The following is a 17,888-nucleotide window of genomic DNA, read 5'->3' on the forward strand; positions in this document are numbered from 1 at the left end:
GGGAGAAAGCCCCTGCCCGCCTCCTTCCGGGGCGGGCAGGGGCGCGTGCGTCAGCCGAAGAGCCCCGGGAGCGTGGCCTCGTGCTCCCGGCGCAGCTCGTCCAGCGGCAGGGTGAACTGACCCTGGATCTCCAGCGCTTCGCCGTCCACCACACCGATCCGCGCCGCGCGCGGGATGGCCACCAGCGCCCGGCCCTGCGACTCCGAGAAGAGGAAGACGAAGGGGTCGAGCCCGTCGGGTACGACGATGCGGGCGCCCTTGCCGCCCTTGAGGCAGGACTCGGCCAGGGCCTGGACGACACCGCCGTCGGAGACGTCGTGCGCCGCGTCGGCCATGCCGTCGCGGGACGCGGAGATGAGGATCTCCGCGAGCAGCCGCTCCCGCTCCAGATCGACCTGGGGCGGCCGGCCGCCCAGGTGGCCGTGGGCGACCTGGGACCAGGCCGAGCCGCCGAACTCCTCCCGGGTCTCGCCGAGGAGGTAGATCAGCCGGCCCTCGTCACGGAACGCCATCGGGGTGCGCCGGGTGACGTCGTCGATGACGCCGAGCACGCCGACCACCGGGGTCGGGTGGATGGCGGCCTCGCCGGTCTGGTTGTAGAGCGACACATTGCCGCCGGTGACCGGGGTGCCCAGCTCCTTGCAGGCGTCGGCCAGCCCCCGGCACGCCTCGGCGAACTGCCACATGGCGGCCGGGTCCTCGGGGGAGCCGAAGTTGAGGCAGTCGGTGACGGCCAGGGGGCGTGCGCCGGTGGCGGCGACGTTGCGGTACGACTCCGCGAGCGCCAGGCGGGCTCCCTCGTACGGGTCGAGCTTGGCGTAGCGCCCGTTGCCGTCGGTGGCGACGGCGACGCCCAGCCCCGTCTCGGCGTCGATCCGGATCATGCCGCTGTCCTCGGGCTGCGCGAGAACGGTGTCCCCGAGGACGTAGCGGTCGTACTGGTCGGTGATCCAGGACTTGGCGGCCTGGTTGGGGGAGGAGACCAGCGCGAGAGCCGCCGCCCGCATCTCCTCGCCGTTCGCGGGGCGGGACAGCTTCGCCGGGTCGTCCGCCTGGAGCGCGTCCTGCCAGTCGGGGCGCGCGTAGGGCCGCTCGTAGACGGGGCCCTCGTGCGCGACCGTACGGGGGTCGACGTCGACGATCTTCTCGCCGTGCCAGAAGATCTCCAGCCGGTCGCCGTCGGTGACCTCACCGACGACGGTGGCGGTGACCTCCCACTTCTCGCAGATCTCCAGGAAGCGGTCGACCTTCTCCGGCTCGACGACCGCGCACATCCGTTCCTGCGACTCGCTCATCAGGATCTCCTCGGGGGAGAGCGAGGAGTCGCGCAGCGGCACGGTGTCCAGCTCGACCTGCATCCCGCCCGAGCCGTTGGAGGCCAGCTCGCTGGTGGCGCAGGACAGACCCGCCGCGCCCAGGTCCTGGATGCCGACGACCAGGTCCGCGTGGAAGGCCTCCAGAGTGCACTCGATGAGCAGCTTCTCCTGGAAGGGGTCACCCACCTGGACGGCGGGGCGCTTGGCGGGCTTCCCCGTGGCGGAGCCACCATCGGATGCAGCGTCGAAGGTCTCGGACGCCAGGATGGAGGCGCCGCCGATTCCGTCGCCGCCCGTCCGGGCGCCGTAGAGGATGACCTTGTTGCCGGTGCCCGCGGCCTTGGCCAGGTGGATGTCCTCGTGCTTCATCACCCCCACGCACAACGCGTTGACCAGTGGGTTTCCCTGGTAGCAGGGGTCGAAGACGACCTCGCCGCCGATGTTGGGCAGACCCAGGCAGTTGCCGTAGCCACCGATACCGGCGACGACGCCCGGCAGTACCCGCTTGGTGTCGGGGTGGTCGGCCGCGCCGAACCGCAGCGGGTCCATGACGGCGACGGGACGGGCGCCCATGGCGATGATGTCGCGGACGATGCCGCCGATGCCGGTGGCGGCGCCCTGGTACGGCTCGACGTACGAGGGGTGGTTGTGCGACTCGACCTTGAAGGTGACCGCGTAGCCCTGGCCGACGTCCACGACGCCGGCCTGCTCACCGATACCGACGAGCATCGCCTCTGCGCCGGGGCCCTCGGTCGGGGCCTTCTCGCCGAACTGCCGCAGATGCACCTTGCTGCTCTTGTAGGAGCAGTGCTCGGACCACATCACGGAGTACATGGCCAGCTCGGCGCCGGTGGGACGGCGGCCGAGGATCTCCCTGACCCGGGCGTACTCGTCCTCCTTGAGGCCGAGCTCCTTCCAGGGCAGTTCGGTCTCAGGGGTCTGTTCGGCGTGCTTGACGGTGTCGAGGGTGTGGCTGTGGCTCTGGGGACTCATGAGGCGACCAGCTTCTTCAGGGCCGAGGTGAAGAATCCGAGCCCGTCGGTCGTCGGCCCGGTCAGGGCCTCCACGGCGTGCTCGGGATGCGGCATGAGGCCGACCACGTTCCCGGCCTCGTTGGTGATTCCGGCGATGTCGCGGCGCGACCCGTTGGGGTTGCCGTCGAGGTAGCGGAAGACGACGCGGCCCTCCCCCTCCAGCTCGTCCAGGGTGCGCTCGTCGGCGACGTAGCCGCCCTCACCGTTCTTGAGCGGGACGACGATCTCCTGGCCGTCGGCGTAGTCCGAGGTCCAGGCGGTCGTGGCGTTCTCCACGCGGAGCCGCTGGTCGCGGCAGACGAAGTGCAGATGATCGTTGCGGGTCAACGCACCGGGCAGCAGATGGGTTTCGCACAGGACCTGGAAACCGTTGCAGATGCCGAGCACCGGCATTCCGGCCTTCGCCTGTTCGACGACCGACTCCATGATGGGCGAGAACCGGGCAATTGCGCCGCACCGCAGATAGTCGCCGTAGGAGAATCCACCCGGCAGCACGATCGCGTCGACCTGCTGCTTGTGCAGGTCCTTGTCGCGGTGCCAGAGGGCGACGGCTTCTCCACCCGCGATACGGATGGCGCGGCGCGCGTCGCTGTCGTCCAGGGAACCGGGAAAAGTGACGACGCCGATACGGGTGGTCACGCCACTGCTCCCTCGGACGCGGCATCCGTGCCCGCCTCGACGGGACGTTCGTTGCCGTCCGCATCCTGGACGCGGACGGTGAAGTCCTCGATCACGGTGTTGGCCAGAAAGGTCTCGGCGAGTTCGTGTATGCGGGCGAGGGCGTCCCCGTCCACGGGGCCCTCCACTTCGAGTTCGAAGCGCTTGCCCTGGCGGACATCGGAGACACCCTCGAAACCCAGGCGGGGCAGTGCGCGCTGCACCGCCTGTCCCTGGGGGTCGAGGATCTCCGGCTTCAGCATGACGTCGACGACGACGCGAGCCACAGGTACTCCTAGTGCTTAGCGGGGCGCTGCGCTGGCCAGCGTACCCGGCATCAGAATCTACGCGCGTTGATATGTGTACTGTGTTCTGTGCCGATCCTGGTAGGACTTCGCGAAGCACTGGGAAAACCGGCGGGAAAAAAGTAGGGTCCCGATTGCGGCCGGAACCGGAATCAATTCCGCGGGCCGCAATCTTTGTGCACCCTTTGCACTCCGGTGCCGGTGCGGCACATAGTTGAATAAGAACCTGTCTCCTACTCGGGTTCGCCCCGCATACCCGCCGGTCGGCGGGGGGCATTGTGACGACGCCGTAATGCCGGGTGACCCCCTTTCGTGATCCTGAGGAAGGACCGATATCCGTGGCACAGCGCGTAGTAGTCATGCTCTCCGACGACATCGATGGCGGAGAAGCGGCGGAGACGGTCTCCTTCGGCCTCGACGGCAAGACCTATGAGATCGACCTGAACTCCGACAACGCGAAGCGGCTCCGCACCGAGCTGGCGCCCTTCGTCGAGGCCGGCCGCAAGCGGGCCAGGTCCGGCAAGACCTACCGCCGGACCTCCATCGACCCGGATCCCCGTGCGGTGCGCGCGTGGGCGGAGTCGAACGGCTTCGAGGTGCCCGCCCGGGGCCGCATCCCCAAGAAGGTCTACGAGGCGTTCCGCGCCGCCAGCTGAAACGCGGACGCCGCGCGACTACGACGTCCCCCTCCCACCCGGCACCCCCCGGCCTCCGGCCGGTAGGCGACCCCCGACGGCTGCGCGCCGCACGGGGCGGGAGGGGCGCCGCGATAAGCGAGAGCGCACGGGAGGGGCGCCGCGGGCAAGCGGCGCCCTCAACCGCAGGACTCAACCGGGGGACTCGGCGCCGGACGACGGTGTGTCGTTCCTCCCCCGCCAGCCCCCTCCCCCTCCTCGCGCGCCGGCCCCCCAATGACTGATCCCCTCTCGCGACAGATCGCTGCCGCGAGGGGCGGTCCGGCACTGCCCGGCAGTCCGGCTCGGCAGCCGGAACGACAGGGTCCGGGGCTCGACTTGCCAGGGACCCCGGGTGATCGGCTAGAGTCAAGGCACGCCGCGAGGGAGCCACCCGAAAGGGAGGAAACCTCAAGCAAGCGTGCGGGTGTAGCTCAGTAGTAGAGCGCCCTCTTTCCAAGAGGGAGGCGCAGTGTGCGATTCCTGTCACCCGCTCTCCAGTACCGACCCATCGATCGGAAACGATCAGGTAGAGTATTGGTCGCGCCACTCGGTGAGAGCCGGGTGGAGGCATTGCGGACGTAGCTCAGTTGGTAGAGCGCAACCTTGCCAAGGTTGAGGTCGCGAGTTCGAGCCTCGTCGTCCGCTCCGTTCAGTGAAACGCCCGGCTGGGTTCCCAGCCGGGCGTTTCTGCGTGACTCCCCGGGGCGCACGCCTCAGCTGGGGGGCGCAGGAAGCGCGCCCGCACCACCTTTCTAAAATGAGACCCCCACCCTCGGCCCACCCCCACCGGCGTGCCACGAGCGGAGCGAGAAGACGAAACCGCCACCACACGGCGGCAGCAGCCAGCTCCCCCGCAACCACAACCCACCGCAAGGTCGGCTCACGAAACCGCACCCCGCGACGGCAGCGGCACGGCGCGCAACCCCGAACGCACCCGCACAGCCCCCAGAACGCACCGCAACCCACGCCCCCTCCCCCCCCCGTAGCCAGCCGCAAGGCGCGTTCGCACAAACGCAAACCCGGCAACCAACGCCAAATTTACGCATCCCAGCGCTGCCGCCCTCCCAGGGCGCAGCCCTCAGAGCGGACTCCCCAGGCCCCGTACGTGGCGGCTTGCCCAGGGCCGGAGGCCTTTGCGGAGCTCAGGCGCGGTGCGACGGGCGCTGTTGTTCCCGCACGCGGCCTTGCCGTAGCCGTCGGCAGAGCGCGTCCACGCCCTCGGGGATCTCGTCCGGATCGGCCGGCAGCCCCGCACACAACGGGCAGAGCAACTCCTCCCGGCCGGGCCCGGACCCCCGTTCATAGCTGCGCGCCTGAAGGTTGCGGTCGGTGCCGCAGACCGCGCAGCGGTAGGGGGCAGGCGGCAGCACGCCGGTCCGTGCGGCGGCCAGCAACCGCACAGCGGCCTCCAACTGCACCTGCGCCGGGATACCCGACAGCCGACCGGACGGCACATGGAAGTAACGGTCCGCGAGGGTGGACGACTTGTGCCGGACAGCGGCCTCAGCCGCCGCCCATGCGGCCAGACGGCTGGCGTCGTGCGTGGCCCGATGCCGCATCTCGGCGCCCCGCGCCCGCCATGCGAGAACGGTGAGGGCCGCGGCCCGTTCAGTGTCCGTCGCCTCCACCCAGGCGCGGGGTGTCACGGGAGCGGTGTCCGTACCGGCGCCGCTGCGCTCCAGGGTTTCGGCCACCAGGACCAGGAGGTCGCCGGGATGCTGGGTCACCGGGCAACCTCACCGACGGGCATCGGGACGGGGACGGGCCCCTGCGGTCGCGGGCAGCAACGAGCCCGGATCACCGTGGTCCCGTTCTCCTCGGTGGTCGTCAGCCGGATCGGCCTCCCGCAGTTGCGGCATGTGCCGTACTGGGCCTTGCGGGTTTGGTCCACCAGGCAGGCGCCCTGTTCGTGGCTGGATTCATCAGTGACGGTCATGACGCCCTCCTCCGTGCCCAGTTCGCGTGTTCCGCGTACGCATCGTTTGTCACGCTTGGATGATGGCCAGGCGCGACAACCGCCAACTAGGCCGAACAGCGGCCACTCCGCGGCCACTCTGCGGCCACACTCAGGAGCGGTACCGATGACACCCCACACTGCGCCCACAGGTGGCAATGACGCCCTGCGAGCCGCCCGGCTGAAACGCGGCTGGCGCTCGCAGGAAGCAGCAGCCAAAGGAGTTTCGGCAGCAGGTCGTGAGGCACTGGATGACATGCACTTCGAGGTGGCGCCCCGCACGTGGCGCCGTTGGGAATCGGCCAAACCAGGGTGGCCCCGCGACGACTACGCCTTCGCGCTCCACGCTGCGTTCGACCGGTGGCCCGAAGATCTCGGCTTTGAGGTACCGGAGGGATGGCAGCGCGAAGAACCGCCGCCAGATGAAGACGATGTGAGGCGCCGCACCTTCGTCTCGGTGACGGCCGCAGCGCTGACGGTCGGCCCTACTCCGCCCCGCCACGTCGACCCGGCACTGATCACGTACTTTCAGGAGCAACTGGAGGGGCACTACAGGGTCGACATGCTCCTCGGTCCGCATGACCTGATCGGCACTGTCTCAGCCCAGTACGAACTGATCGACCGGCTCATCCGGGTGGCCAAGGGCGAGACGCGCCGGGGGCTTCTGCGGGTCGGTGCGGCCTACACCGCGCTGGTCGGCTGGCTCTACCAGGACGCAGGTGACATGGGAGCCGCAGCCTTCTGGCGCGGCCTGACCCAAGAGATCGCACTGCGCTCCCGCAATCCGCACCTGGTCGCCTACTCACTCGTCAACCAGGCGCAGGTGCGAACAGACCTGCGCGACGGTAACGGCGTCGTGGACCTGTGCGAGGCAGCGCTGGAGAAACAGCGTGTCCTCGCCCCAAAGGTGCGTGTGATGGTGCTTCAGCAGCAGGCCCACGGAGCCAGTCTCACAAGGGACAGAGGAAGCGTCGACACGCTGATCGACCAAGCTACCGGCCTCCTACGCCACGTGGAGGATGATTTGCCCTGGGGCAACGCCTGCCGTCGCACCCCGAATTATCTGGAAGTACAGCGGGCCACTTGTTACGGCAGGCTCGGGCTCGGCCGCGAGGCCAACTCCCTGTGGGAGCAACTGCTGAGCGAGGTTCCTGGGACGGCCAGGAGAGATCGTGCCGTCTACCTTGCCCGGCAGGCAACGGCGGCAGCCACGGCGCAGGAGCCGGACCAGGCCGTCGAGATCGCGAGGGAGGCGGCGCAGATCGCGGTGGACACCGGCTCCGTGCGTATGCGGCGGGAACTGGACACTCTTCAAGGCGCCATGCGGCCATGGCACGATGCGCCCATCGGCCAGGAACTCGCCGAGGTCCTGACCGCCGTGGACGAAAGGGGATGACGTGGACGATGCGCCGCAGCCACTGTCCGATCAGGACATCACCGAACGCTTGGAAGAGCTGCCGGGCTGGGTGCGCTCCGGAGACGAGATCACCCGCAGCTACGGCATCCGCTACCACGGCGGCGTCGCGATGATCGTGCACGTGGCGGATGTCGAGCGGCTGATCGGCCACCACGCGGACATCGATCTGCGCTGGGATCACGTGCGTTTCGCCATCACGACACACGATGCCGGACACAAACTCACCACCGCCGACTTCGACCTTGCGGCGAGGATCGACCACATCGCGGCGGCTCACGGAGCTCGGCCGTATTGATGAACAGCTCCGATCTACACACCAGGAAGGCGTGATTGCCAGCTGGGGTCCACCGTCCCCGGGCCGAAGACCGGAGGATATCCGGCCGCATGGCCATGCGGCGTACACCGAGGTGCTGGTGCCGTCTCCCGGGCCGGACTTGCGTGGCCTCGCACAACGCTGTGGACTCCCCGCATGATGCAGCCCGTTCTCTACCTGATCGCCTGTGCGGCAGGGCTCGCCCAGCACATCGACGACGGTGTACGAGCCGCACAAGCTGCCGGGTGGGACACCTGCCTCGTTCTCTCGCCGACAGCCGCAACGTGGTGGGCACCGCGAGAGGCTGAGTTGGAAGCGCTGACCGGGCATCCGGTGCGCCACCGCTATACCCTCCCCGACGAATCGGGCGGCCTGCCCAAGGCGGACGCGATGCTCGTCGCGCCGTTGACGACGACGAGTGCGTGCAAGTGGGCCGCCGGAATCACCGACACTGCCGCGCTGGGAATTCCTGCGGAGGCCGTCCACCTGGGCGTACCGGTCGTAGCCGCACCGTTCTGGTCGACGGCACTGGGTGCGCAGCCCGCCGTGGGCCGCGCCGTGGCGACCCTGCGCGGGCAGGGTGTGCGGGTGGTGTTCGCTCCGGGCGAGCCGCACCGGCCGAAACAGGGGGACGGAGCGGCGTTCCCGTGGGAGCCGCTGCTCGGAGCGATCCGCCTGTGATCTTGGGTAAGCCGCGTACCGCGCGCCGTGTGTGCCCACGAGTTTCCCCGGCGCCGTACCGTCCACGGCGCCCCGGGATGACGTTTGTCATCCGTACCCATGACCGCGTGCACTGCCCCGGCGGCCGGTTCGGCGGAAGCCTGGAGGCATGGATGCGATCGAGGTCGAGGGACTGAAACGCCGCTACGCGGGGCCGGCGGGGGCCGGGCGCCGTGCCGGGGCGGCCGAGGGCGGTTTCGAGGCGGTGCGCGACATCTCCTTCTCCGTGCGGGAGGGAGAGATCTTCGCGCTGCTCGGCACCAACGGAGCCGGCAAGACCTCCACCGTGGAGGTGTTGGAAGGGCTGGCGCCCCCCAGCGCGGGGGCCGTACGGGTGCTGGGGCTCGATCCGTTCGGCGAGCGGGCCCTCGTGCGGCCCCGTACCGGCGTGATGCTGCAGGAAGGGGGCTTCCCCTCCGAGCTGACGGTGGCCGAGACCGCCGCGATGTGGGCGGGCGTCACCAGTGACGCCCGGCCGCCGGGCGAGGCGCTCGAACTCGTCGGGCTGGGCGGCCGGACCGGCGTACGGGTCAAGCAGCTGTCCGGGGGCGAGCGGCGACGGCTGGATCTGGCGCTGGCGCTGATCGGGCGGCCCGAGGTGCTGTTCCTGGACGAGCCGACGACCGGGATGGACCCCGAAGGACGCCGGGACACCGCCGATTTGGTGCGCGGACTGCGGGCCGAGGGCACGACCGTGCTGTTGACCACCCACTATCTGGAGGAGGCCGAACAGCTCGCCGACCGGCTGGCGATCATGCAGGCCGGACGGATCGTGGCGTCCGGAACCCCGGACCAGGTGGTGGCCCAGCGCCCCTCGCGGATCACCTTCCGGCTGCCCGCTGGGGTCACCCCCGAGCGGCTGCCGCTGAGCGTTCCGGCCGCGGCGGACGGACAGACGGTGACGGTCAAGACGCACGAACTGCAGCCCGCGCTGACCGATCTGCTGCTGTGGGCGCGCGAGAACGGCGTCGCGTTGGAAGGCCTGCAGGCGAGGTCGGCCTCCTTGGAGGAGGCGTTCTTGGAGATCGCCCAGGCGGGCAACCGGCCGGGGCACGGGGACGAGCGAGGGGTTATGGAGGTTCCGGCATGAGCGGGACGACGACCACGGCACGGGCCGCGCAGCGGGGGAGCCGGCCCCGTACCAGCAGCCTGTCGGCGCGGCGGGTACGGGCTCTGGCCCGCGCGGAGCTGACGCTGCTGATACGCAACAAGCCGGCGCTGTTCGTGGCGCTGCTGCTGCCGACCGTACTCACCTTCTCGATGAAGACCACCGCCGAGCAGGCCGATCTGTCGGGCACCGGGCTCTCGGTGGGCACGGCCGTACTGCCGGGCGCGGTGGGGATGGTGCTGCTGTTCGCCATCTACAGCAATCTCGTCGGCGTCTACGTGGGGCGCCGCGAGGAGTTGGTGCTCAAGCGGCTGCGCACCGGTGAGGCGGCCGACGGGGAGATTCTGGGTGCCGCCGCGCTGCCGTCCGTCTCCATCGGTCTCCTCCAGTCGGTGCTGCTGCTGGCCGGCGGGGCGCTGCTGCTGGACGTGGGGGCGCCGGCCCGGCCGGACCTGCTGCTGGCGGGCCTGGTACTCGGGGTGGTGCTGATGGCGGTGCTGGCCGCCGCGTCGTCGGCCTTCACCCGGACGACGGAGCTGGCGCAGCTCACGCCGATGCCGCTGATGCTGGCGACGTTCGCCGGTTCCGGGGTCTTCGTGCCGCTGGAGATCTATCCGGACCGGATCGCCGAGATCTGCCGCTGGCTCCCGATGACGCCGATCACGGACCTGCTGCGCGGTGCCTGGACGGAGCAGCTCGGTGGCGGGGAGACGCTGCGGTCGCTGGCCGTCGCCCTGGCGTGGACGGCGCTGGGCGCGTACGCGGTCGCCAAGCGGTTCCGGTGGGAGCCCCGCCGCTGACCGGCCGTCCGGCCGGCCCGTCTCCGGTGAGAGCCCCGCCGTCGACCGGCCGTCGGGGCGGCCCGGTCGGGGGCCGCATACCGTGTGCCGTAGGTGGGACAGGAACGAGAGGCGGTCGCCGATGATCCGCTGGGGTCGGCACAAGCAGCGGAAGTGGCAGCAGCGCAGCAAGCTGGAGCAGGTCGAGGTCTCGACGCGCTGGTTGCTGCTGCTCACGCCGTGGATCTACTTCGTCGCCGGGATGCCGCAGTTCCTGGTCCAGGTGGACGACCAGCAGTCGGCGAAGACGCTGAGCGGCGTCGTCGTCGTGCTGGTCGTCGTCCAGTGTGTCCTGGGAGTGCGCGGTCTGCCGCGCGGGATCGACTTCTATCTGGGACTCGGCGAGGCCCCGCGCCGCCTGCTGGCCGCCGCCACGGTGACGTTCGCCCTCACCACGGCGGTGGTCACCGTGCTGGTCGCCCGCGACTGGGCGGGGGACGCCGCCGGACCGGCGATGGCGCTTTTCGCCGGCGTCCCGAGCGTGACGGGGGTGTACGGGCTCGTCGTATCGCGGCGCCGGTCGGCGGCCGTGACGGCCGGCGGCTGCCTCTTCGTGTGCTGCCTCTTCGCGGCGGCGGGCATGGCGTGGCCGTCCCTGCTGGGCACCTTGTTCGTACTGGGGCTGGGCGTGCTGGTCGGGATCTTCTCGCCGCGCTGCTCCGCCTGGTACCTGTCCGTGATGCGGGAGCTCGACGAGGCGAAGGAGGCCCAGTCGCGGCTGGCCGTCGCGGAGGAGCGGCTGCGCTTCAGCCGGGACCTGCACGATGTGATGGGCCGCAATCTGTCGGTGATCGCGCTCAAGAGCGAGCTGGCGACCCAACTGGCCCGGCGGGGTTCGGAGTCGGCTCTCGCACACATGGAGGAGGTCCAGCGGCTGGCACGCCAGTCGCAGAGCGAGGTGCGCGCCGTCGTCCGCGGATACCGCGAGACCGGCCTGGAGACCGAACTCGCCGGGGCCCGCGCGGTGCTGCGGGCCGCCGGGGTCGACTGCCGTATCGAGTCCGCTCAGCCCGAACTGGCGCCCGGAGCGCAGTCGGCGCTGGGGTGGGTCGTCAGGGAGGGCGCCACGAACGTGCTGCGGCACGCGGAGGCGAGCCACTGTGCGATCCGCCTCATGGCCGGTGCGGCCGACACCGCCGTGCTGATCATGGAGAACGACGGTCTGCGGCCCGGGTCGGCCCCCGGTGGCTCCGGCCTCACCGGTCTGAGCGAACGGCTGGCGGCCCTGGACGGCACCCTGACCGCCGAACGGGACGAGGCCGCGCGGCTCTTCCGGCTGCGGGCCGAGGTACCGCTGTCCCATGGCCACCGGGCGGTGCCACCGGTGGGGGAACCGGATGCGGGTGTGCTCGCCGGCACAGACACCGACACCGACACCGACACCGACGCCCACGCCCACGCCGATGTCGGTGAGACGGCGGGTTCGGTGAGGGGAGAGAGTCTTGAGTGACGAGGGAAGGGGACAGCACCCGGCGGCCATCCGCGTGCTGCTGGCGGACGACGAGCATCTGATCCGGGGCGCGCTGGCCGCCCTGCTGGCGCTGGAGGACGATCTGAGCATCGTCGCCGAGGCGGCCTCCGGGCCCGAGGCGCTCGCCATGGCGCGGGCGCACCGGCCGGACGTGGCCGTACTCGACCTCCAGATGCCGGGCGCCGACGGGGTACGGGTGGCCGTCGCGCTGCGGGACTCCCTGCCCACCTGCCGGACGATGATCGTCACCAGTCACGGCAGGCCCGGCCATCTCAAGCGGGCGCTGGCGGCGGGGGTCCGGGGATTCGTGCCCAAGACGGCGTCCGCCGAGCAGCTCGCGGAGATCATCCGCACCGTCCACCGGGGCAGCCGCTATGTGGACCCGGAGCTGGCCGCCGACGCCATCAGCGCGGGCGACTCGCCGCTGTCCGCCCGGGAGGCGGAGCTGCTGGAGCTGGCCGCGGACGGGGCGCCGATCGCGGAGATCGCCGAGCAGGCGTCGCTGACCCAGGGCACCGTCCGCAACTACCTCTCGGCCGCCGCCGCCAAGCTGGGGGCCGAGAACCGCCACACGGCGGCCCGGATGGCTCGCGAGCGCGGCTGGATCTGAGCAGCCCCCGGCACGGTCCCGGACCCGGGAGAGGTCCGGCTATACTGGGCCCCGCACCACGGCGGCCCGCTCGGGCCGGGTGTGGGGTGTGCGGACGTAGCTCAGTTGGTAGAGCGCAACCTTGCCAAGGTTGAGGTCGCGAGTTCGAGCCTCGTCGTCCGCTCGGGATACACAGCACTGCACAGCATCACAGCGGCCCCGGTCCTGCGACCGGGGCCGCTGTGATGCTGTCTGTCGTGTGCCCTGTGCGGCCTGCCGTGCGCTGTTGCGGCTGCGGGCTGCCGGCTGCGCGGCGTCAGCTCCAGGGGACGCCGGTGAGGCGTTCGTACGCCTCGATGTAGCGAGCGCGGGTGGCCTCCACGACCTCGTCGGGAAGCGGGGGCGGCGGCTGCTCGGAGGTGCGGTCCCAGCCCGACTCCGGGGAGACCAGCCAGTCGCGGACGTACTGCTTGTCGAACGAGGGCTGGGAGCGGCCCGGCTGCCACTGGTCGGCGGGCCAGAAACGGGAGGAGTCGGGGGTGAGCACCTCGTCGGCGAGGGTGAGCACCGGCTCGCCGTCGCCGGTGCCGGTGTCGTCCCAGCCGAACTCGAACTTGGTGTCCGCCAGGATGATGCCCCGCTCCCGGGCGATGTCGCGGGCACGGTCGTACGCGGCGAGGGTCGACTGGCGCAGCGCCGCGGCGGTCTCCGGGCCGACCCGGCGGGCGACCTCCTCGTAGGCGACGTTCTCGTCGTGCTCGCCCACGTCCGCCTTGGTGGCGGGGGTGAAGATCGAGCCGGGCAGCTCCGAGCCGTTCTCCAGGCCGTCGGGGAGGGCGAGCCCGCACACCGTCTGGGACTCCTGGTACTCGGCCAGCCCGGACCCGGCGAGATAGCCGCGGGCCACGCACTCGACGGGCACCATGCGCAGGGAGCGGCAGATCGTCGTGCGGCCCTCCCAGTCGGCGGGGGCGCCCGCGGGCACGTCCGTGCTGATCACATGGTGGGGCAGCATGTCCGCGAGCTGCTCGAACCACCACAGGGACAGCCGCGTGAGGATGCGGCCCTTGTCCGGGATCTCGGTCGGCAGGACCCAGTCGAACGCGGACAGCCGGTCGCTGGCGACCATCACCAGGTCGCCGTCCTGGTTCCGGTAGAGGTCGCGCACCTTGCCCGTGTGCAGATGCACCAGGCCCGGGACCTGGGCGGGCTCGGGCTTTTCGACGAATCCCGTCACGTTCTTTCCTCCCTGGGGCAGCCGACTTACCTCGGCGGGTGCCCCGATTCTTCCTTGTCAGCTGAGGGAGGTGGTCAGCGGTGCCCGCCGTGGGGGCTTCTCACCATGACGATTCACCCACCCGCCCACAGCGGCCGTCACGCGTCAGCGGCCGGAACCGTGTCGACGGCTGCGCTGCCCGCGCAGCGCTCAGTCCCGTTTGCAGATGCGGTCCAGCAGATTGCTGGTGGCGCGCTGGATACGGGAGTCGATGTAGCCGGGGCGGTCCAGGGCGGGGGACCAGGCGAAGGTGCCGGAGGAGAAGACCAGGGCGCCGGAGGTGGCGCGGTACAGAGAGGTCTCCTGGTGGCGCAGGGCGCCGCCGCGGTCGCGGTAGGGCGAGTGCGCCAGCAGGATCCGCCAGGTGTGCTCGGGGAGCACGGTGCGGGGGAAGTAGCGGTCGGCCTCGCCGGCGACGAGGCCGGGCAGTTCGTCGCCCTCGTAGGCGCCGGTGGCCTCCCACAGCCAGTGCTCGGCGTTGCGGACGATCAGCGGATAGGGCTCGGCGACCTGGCCGGCGTACTGGATGCCCAGCAGCCCCTGCTCGGGCTCGCCCTGTTCGCGCCAGAGGGCGGGGCGCCCGGGCCCGCGCCGTTTTCGGCAGGTCAGCAACCGGTCGGGGGCGCCGGAGGGCAGCGCGTCGAGTTCGACCTGCCAGTACATGGTGTTGGCGGACAGGAAGACCAGCGCGGTGCCCGCGTCGCGGGCGCGCGCGGCCGCCCGGCGCATGGGGACGGACCAGTATTCGTCGTGACCGGGGAAGACCAGTCCCCGGTAGCGCGTGGGGTCGATGTGTCCGGCGTGCAGGTCGCGGGTGTCGGCGTAGGCCAGGTCGTAGCCGTACCGCTCGGCCCAGCGGATGAAGTCGTAGGCGTGGCCGACGTGCAGGGGGAGGCCCGAACCCGCGAAGGGGCGGTCGAAGGAGACGGTCATCGCCGCTTCGCTCTCGCCCAGCAGCCGCCCCTGGTCGTCCCAGGCGTGGTAGAGGCTGGCTCCGGTGCGGCCGTCCTCGGGAAAGAGGTTGTACGCCTGCCAGGTGACGTCGGGGAGGACGAGCAGCAGATCGGCGGGGTCGCGGTCGCGGACGGTGAAGGGGATGTGCGAGCGGTGCCCGTCGGCGGTGGTCATGACGGCGACATAGGCGCCGGTCGACCAGTAGTCGGGGATCTGGAGCCGCCAGGAGAGCCACCAGTGGTGGCAGGAGACGGTGCGCTCGGCGGTGAGCGGCGCGGGCTGCATGATGCCGGACAGCCGCGGGCTGGTGGTGATCTTGGTGGCGCCCGCGCCGCCGTAGTGGCCGATGCGGTAGACGTCGACGCTGAACGGCTGCGGCGGATTGACGGTGATCCGGAAGTCGATGGACTCGCCGGGCGGGGTGCCGCCCGCCACGGAGGCGAAGCCCTTGATCTGGCAGCGCACGTCGTCCGCGGCGGGCGGGGCGTTGCCGGACAGGCCGCGGCTGCGCGGCCTGGGGACGGTCTGGCCGCCGCCGGCCAGCTCGCGGACCAGTTCGGGCGTGCACGAGGTCTGGCCCGGTGCCTGGTCGACGCAGTCCACGTACCAGGGCACGAGGCGGCCGTTCTCGAAGTAGTTCTCACTCACCCGCAGCCAGGGCAGCGGGCCCTGGCCGAAGGGATCGGTCACGGCGTGGGCCAGCGCGCCCGACTCCCATCGCCGGATCGGCTCGTCCCCGCCCGCGAGAGATGCGGGCTGTTCGTTCCTTGCGGGCTGCTCGGTCCGCTCGGTCGCACGTACGGGCTGCCCGGTCCGCTCTGTTCCCATGCTGCTCCCTCCCCGGCACCCTCGCTCCGTTCCACGGTGCTGCCGCTGTGCCGCGGGTGTGACGGCAGACAGCACATCACATTACGCAAGGGTGTGGTCACCCTTCGTCGCTAAATGGCTGGAGATGATCTTCAGACGAGCCGAACGGGCTTCTCCGGTCGCACACCGACCGATGCCAGCCAGTCCCGCAGCCCGGCCGCCTCGCCGTCCTCGACGAGGGCGAGCACCAGGGCGCCCAGCTCGTTGCTCCGCTCGCCGTCGACGTACAGCGCCGGGCCGTCCAACCAGTCCAGACCCGGTGTGGCTCCCGCGGTGTCGACGGCGGCGCAGCAGACGGCTGCCGTGACGTGGTCGGCCAGCAGCTCCTTGCCGCCGCGCGGCGGCTGGAGCGGCAGCCCCATGGGGGCGAGGGGCGCGAGGTGTGTGTCCCCCGCACCCGGCAGGGACCCCGCGCCGGGGCTCGCACCGATGACACCGGGGGCGCTCGCCGCCTCCGCGCGCGCCACCTCCGCACTGATACGCGCGGCCAACGCCTCGACACCGCCCGGCGACGCGAACCGGTCCAGCACCCGGGCCAACGTCGGTCCCGGCAGCTCGTGATCGGTCCCGTCGTCGGGCGCGGTTCTGCCGTACCGGGAGGAGAGCGGCCCGTCCCCCTCGGCTGTCCTCGGTGCGGTTCCGACGGTCGTCGCCGGGGCGGGGCGGCCGACGGCCAGCGGGGGTGCCGCGCTCTCGGCGGGCCGGGGGGCGGCGGCAGGCTGCGCCGGGCCGGTGGTGTCCAGTGCGGCGAACAGACGGGCCGCCTCCGCACGCCAGATGCGGTCGACGACCTCCTCCGGATACGCCGACCACTCCACCGGGGTCCACTCCGACGCCGCCTCGTGCGGTCCGGCAGCCGAGGGCAGCGGTGGGCGCGGCCCCAGAAAGAGGCGGGCGGCGAGCAGCGAGACGGCGCCGTCCACGTTGCCCGGCTCCTTGAGCAGGTCGCAGGCGGGGCGCTCGCCGAGCCGCGACGTGAAGCCCTCGGCGAGCCGGTCGCGGCGGGACAGCTCGGTCAGCGCGCAGACCACCCCCGCGTCCAGCCGGGTGGGCCACAGCCCGAGCCGCCAGGCGGGCAGCGCCACCCGGGTCAGCAGCCGGTCCCACCCGGCGTAGGCGAGGCCGACCTGTTCCTGTGCGGCGGCCCGCAGCCCGTGGTCGACGGCCTGGGCGCGGTCGGCTGCGGCAGCGGCGACGCCCTGCTCCATGGCGGCGGCGTGCGGACCGGCGGCGCGGAGCATCAGCCGGGCGACCGGCCCCACCAGACGGTGCACCACCCGGCGCAGCACGGCCGCGCCACCGCGCGCGGCGCGCCCGAGCGGTCCGGAGGGCGGACGGGATCCGGAGGGGGCGGCGGTGCCGTGCGGCCCGGACTGCTCGGCAGGTTCCGGCGCTCCGGGCGGTCCCGGGCCCTGGGCCGAGGCGTGGCCGAACGCGTCCAGCCGCTCCATGGGCCGCTCGGCGTTGGCGACCGCCGCGTCCAGACCGCGTACGAAACGACGCGCGGCAGCTATGTCGGGATGTGCCGAGGGGCCGGTGCCCGCGACGACGGGGGCGAGCAGGGCCCGCAGTTCGGCGACGCGCATCCACCACAGGAACGGCGACCCGATGACCAGGACGGGAGCCGTGCCGCGCGGCCCGCCCCCTCCCCTGGCCGTGCCCGAGCCCTCGCCCGTGGCGGTGCCGGAGTGCGTACGGTCCTCCAGCCAGCTGTCGCAGTCGGGGGTGAGCGCGATGGCGGACGGGGCCGGGACCTCCAGGCGGTCGGCGAGGTCGCGGACCAGGGCGTGCAGATCGGGGGCCGCGCGCTCCTCGACGGGGACCGTCGGCGAGACGGCCGGGCGGCCCCGGGCGATGACGAGACCGGCGACCGCGGCGCAGGCCAGCGCGACCACGGCGAGCCCGGTGACCGACCAGCGCGCCGTCTCCCAGCCGGGGCCGGGGCCGAACTGCCCCGTCGTGCGCCCCACCCACAGGATCACCGCGACGGCGGCCGGGAGCAGGGCCACGGCGAGCGCCGTGCTGCGCACCCGGAGCACGGCCAGGGCGTGGGCTCGCGCGGAGCGCGCCACCGTGCGACGGCCGAGGACTGGACCACCGGGACCGCTCACGTCTCACCCCCGCACCTTCCAGGCTTGCAGCCGGGCTCTCCGGCTTCCACCCACTGTGTCACCGTGCTCCGACACCGCAACGCGCGCTGCGCCGGACGACGGACGGTCCACCGGCGGTCGGTGGCACCGCGCGCGAGCAGCCCGTACGCCGTCCGCACACCGCTCGGGGCACGCCTGACGGCGGCGCCACCGCGCTTGTCGGGCACCATAGTTGGGGCTCTGGCAGGCGTCAGCCGTAAGCGGGCGTCGTCACTCGATGGAATGGCTTTGGGGAGAGCTC

General features: G+C 71.7%; 16 protein-coding genes and 3 tRNA genes. 11 read left to right on the plus strand and 8 right to left on the minus strand.

Going from position 1 to position 17,888, the window contains the following annotated elements; all coding sequences use genetic code 11:
- Window positions 1–50 precede the first annotated feature (50 nt).
- The 3 genes from purL to purS are packed head-to-tail and all read right to left on the minus strand — an operon-like array spanning window position 51 to window position 3,294.
- Window positions 51–2,309 carry a phosphoribosylformylglycinamidine synthase subunit PurL gene (gene purL, locus KBY19_RS11610; protein WP_210965709.1) on the minus strand — a complete coding sequence of 753 codons (2,259 nt, stop codon included), beginning with the start codon at window positions 2,307–2,309 and terminating at the stop codon, window positions 51–53.
- Window positions 2,306–2,989 (minus strand): phosphoribosylformylglycinamidine synthase subunit PurQ, encoded by a 684-nt coding sequence (purQ, locus tag KBY19_RS11615; RefSeq protein ID WP_210955950.1) that lies wholly within the window; start codon window positions 2,987–2,989, stop codon window positions 2,306–2,308. Before purQ ends, purL begins: the two co-directional genes overlap by 4 nt.
- A complete protein-coding gene (purS, locus tag KBY19_RS11620) occupies window positions 2,986–3,294 on the minus strand; it encodes a phosphoribosylformylglycinamidine synthase subunit PurS (protein ID WP_099883107.1) in 309 nt (102 codons plus the stop codon). Before purS ends, purQ begins: the two co-directional genes overlap by 4 nt.
- A gap of 356 nt (window positions 3,295–3,650) precedes the next feature.
- Here purS and KBY19_RS11625 point away from each other — a divergent pair, with 356 nt between their 5' ends.
- The 3 genes from KBY19_RS11625 (at window position 3,651) to KBY19_RS11635 (ending at window position 4,634) form a co-directional block, all read left to right on the plus strand.
- The gene (locus KBY19_RS11625; RefSeq protein WP_210955949.1) at window positions 3,651–3,968 is read left to right on the plus strand and encodes an Lsr2 family protein; all 318 of its coding nucleotides are present in this window, start codon (window positions 3,651–3,653) and stop codon (window positions 3,966–3,968) included.
- Window positions 3,969–4,409: 441 nt separating this feature from the next.
- A tRNA-Gly gene (locus KBY19_RS11630) sits at window positions 4,410–4,481 on the plus strand.
- Window positions 4,482–4,561: 80 nt separating this feature from the next.
- Window positions 4,562–4,634, plus strand: a tRNA-Gly gene (locus KBY19_RS11635).
- Between the two features lie 497 nt (window positions 4,635–5,131).
- On the opposite strand, the gene KBY19_RS11640 is transcribed toward KBY19_RS11635, so the two are convergent.
- The gene (locus tag KBY19_RS11640; protein WP_210965710.1) at window positions 5,132–5,716 is read right to left on the minus strand and encodes a hypothetical protein; all 585 of its coding nucleotides are present in this window, start codon (window positions 5,714–5,716) and stop codon (window positions 5,132–5,134) included.
- Window positions 5,713–5,925 (minus strand): hypothetical protein, encoded by a 213-nt coding sequence (locus tag KBY19_RS11645; protein ID WP_099883101.1) that lies wholly within the window; start codon window positions 5,923–5,925, stop codon window positions 5,713–5,715. The genes KBY19_RS11640 and KBY19_RS11645 overlap by 4 nt, the downstream gene beginning before the upstream one ends.
- A 145-nt stretch (window positions 5,926–6,070) precedes the next feature.
- Between KBY19_RS11645 and KBY19_RS11650 the strand changes: the two genes are divergently transcribed.
- The 8 genes from KBY19_RS11650 to KBY19_RS11685 all read left to right on the plus strand — a co-directional run bounded on the left by KBY19_RS11650 (window position 6,071) and on the right by KBY19_RS11685 (window position 12,584).
- On the plus strand, window positions 6,071–7,339 hold the full coding sequence (locus tag KBY19_RS11650) for a Twin-arginine translocation pathway signal (protein ID WP_210965711.1): 1,269 nt from the start codon (window positions 6,071–6,073) through the stop codon (window positions 7,337–7,339).
- 1 nt (window position 7,340) lies between these two features.
- Window positions 7,341–7,655 (plus strand): 4a-hydroxytetrahydrobiopterin dehydratase, encoded by a 315-nt coding sequence (locus KBY19_RS11655; protein WP_099883097.1) that lies wholly within the window; start codon window positions 7,341–7,343, stop codon window positions 7,653–7,655.
- 174 nt (window positions 7,656–7,829) lie between these two features.
- The gene (locus KBY19_RS11660; protein ID WP_099883095.1) at window positions 7,830–8,354 is read left to right on the plus strand and encodes a flavoprotein; all 525 of its coding nucleotides are present in this window, start codon (window positions 7,830–7,832) and stop codon (window positions 8,352–8,354) included.
- A gap of 148 nt (window positions 8,355–8,502) precedes the next feature.
- Window positions 8,503–9,483: an ABC transporter ATP-binding protein gene (locus tag KBY19_RS11665; RefSeq protein WP_099883093.1), complete on the plus strand. Its 981-nt coding sequence runs from the start codon at window positions 8,503–8,505 to the stop codon at window positions 9,481–9,483.
- A complete protein-coding gene (locus KBY19_RS11670) occupies window positions 9,480–10,301 on the plus strand; it encodes an ABC transporter permease (RefSeq protein WP_210965712.1) in 822 nt (273 codons plus the stop codon). The genes KBY19_RS11665 and KBY19_RS11670 overlap by 4 nt, the downstream gene beginning before the upstream one ends.
- Window positions 10,302–10,422: 121 nt before the next feature.
- On the plus strand, window positions 10,423–11,790 hold the full coding sequence (locus tag KBY19_RS11675) for a sensor histidine kinase (RefSeq protein WP_210965713.1): 1,368 nt from the start codon (window positions 10,423–10,425) through the stop codon (window positions 11,788–11,790).
- Entirely contained in the window at window positions 11,783–12,421 is a 639-nt protein-coding gene (locus tag KBY19_RS11680; protein ID WP_221506008.1) for a DNA-binding response regulator, read from the plus strand. Before KBY19_RS11675 ends, KBY19_RS11680 begins: the two co-directional genes overlap by 8 nt.
- Before the next feature lie 90 nt (window positions 12,422–12,511).
- A tRNA-Gly gene (locus KBY19_RS11685) sits at window positions 12,512–12,584 on the plus strand.
- Between the two features lie 132 nt (window positions 12,585–12,716).
- On the opposite strand, the gene KBY19_RS11690 is transcribed toward KBY19_RS11685, so the two are convergent.
- From KBY19_RS11690 to KBY19_RS11700, 3 genes are all read right to left on the minus strand, one after another.
- Window positions 12,717–13,637, minus strand: coding sequence for a phosphoribosylaminoimidazolesuccinocarboxamide synthase (locus tag KBY19_RS11690; protein WP_099883087.1), 921 nt, complete (start codon window positions 13,635–13,637; stop codon window positions 12,717–12,719).
- Between the two features lie 189 nt (window positions 13,638–13,826).
- Entirely contained in the window at window positions 13,827–15,458 is a 1,632-nt protein-coding gene (locus KBY19_RS11695; RefSeq protein WP_247690879.1) for a N,N-dimethylformamidase beta subunit family domain-containing protein, read from the minus strand.
- Between the two features lie 131 nt (window positions 15,459–15,589).
- Window positions 15,590–17,608: a hypothetical protein gene (locus tag KBY19_RS11700; RefSeq protein WP_307843493.1), complete on the minus strand. Its 2,019-nt coding sequence runs from the start codon at window positions 17,606–17,608 to the stop codon at window positions 15,590–15,592.
- Between the last annotated feature and the right edge of the window lie 280 nt (window positions 17,609–17,888).

Origin of the sequence: Streptomyces sp. B15, from assembly GCF_018070605.1 — a bacterium.
In the GTDB taxonomy this organism is placed as follows: Bacteria; Actinomycetota; Actinomycetes; order Streptomycetales; family Streptomycetaceae; genus Streptomyces; species Streptomyces smyrnaeus.

Bases quoted from the DNA above. Each gene is read 5' to 3' on its own strand.
- purL (WP_210965709.1), bottom strand. From the start codon at position 2,309: ATGAGTCCCCAGAGCCACAGCCACACCCTCGACACCGTCAAGCACGCC.
- KBY19_RS11645 (WP_099883101.1), bottom strand. From the start codon at position 5,925: ATGACCGTCACTGATGAATCCAGCCACGAACAGGGCGCCTGCCTGGTG.
- KBY19_RS11650 (WP_210965711.1), top strand. From the start codon at position 6,071: ATGACACCCCACACTGCGCCCACAGGTGGCAATGACGCCCTGCGAGCC.
- KBY19_RS11660 (WP_099883095.1), top strand. From the start codon at position 7,830: ATGATGCAGCCCGTTCTCTACCTGATCGCCTGTGCGGCAGGGCTCGCC.
- KBY19_RS11665 (WP_099883093.1), top strand. From the start codon at position 8,503: ATGGATGCGATCGAGGTCGAGGGACTGAAACGCCGCTACGCGGGGCCG.
- KBY19_RS11670 (WP_210965712.1), top strand. From the start codon at position 9,480: ATGAGCGGGACGACGACCACGGCACGGGCCGCGCAGCGGGGGAGCCGG.
- KBY19_RS11675 (WP_210965713.1), top strand. From the start codon at position 10,423: ATGATCCGCTGGGGTCGGCACAAGCAGCGGAAGTGGCAGCAGCGCAGC.
- KBY19_RS11695 (WP_247690879.1), bottom strand. From the start codon at position 15,458: ATGGGAACAGAGCGGACCGGGCAGCCCGTACGTGCGACCGAGCGGACC.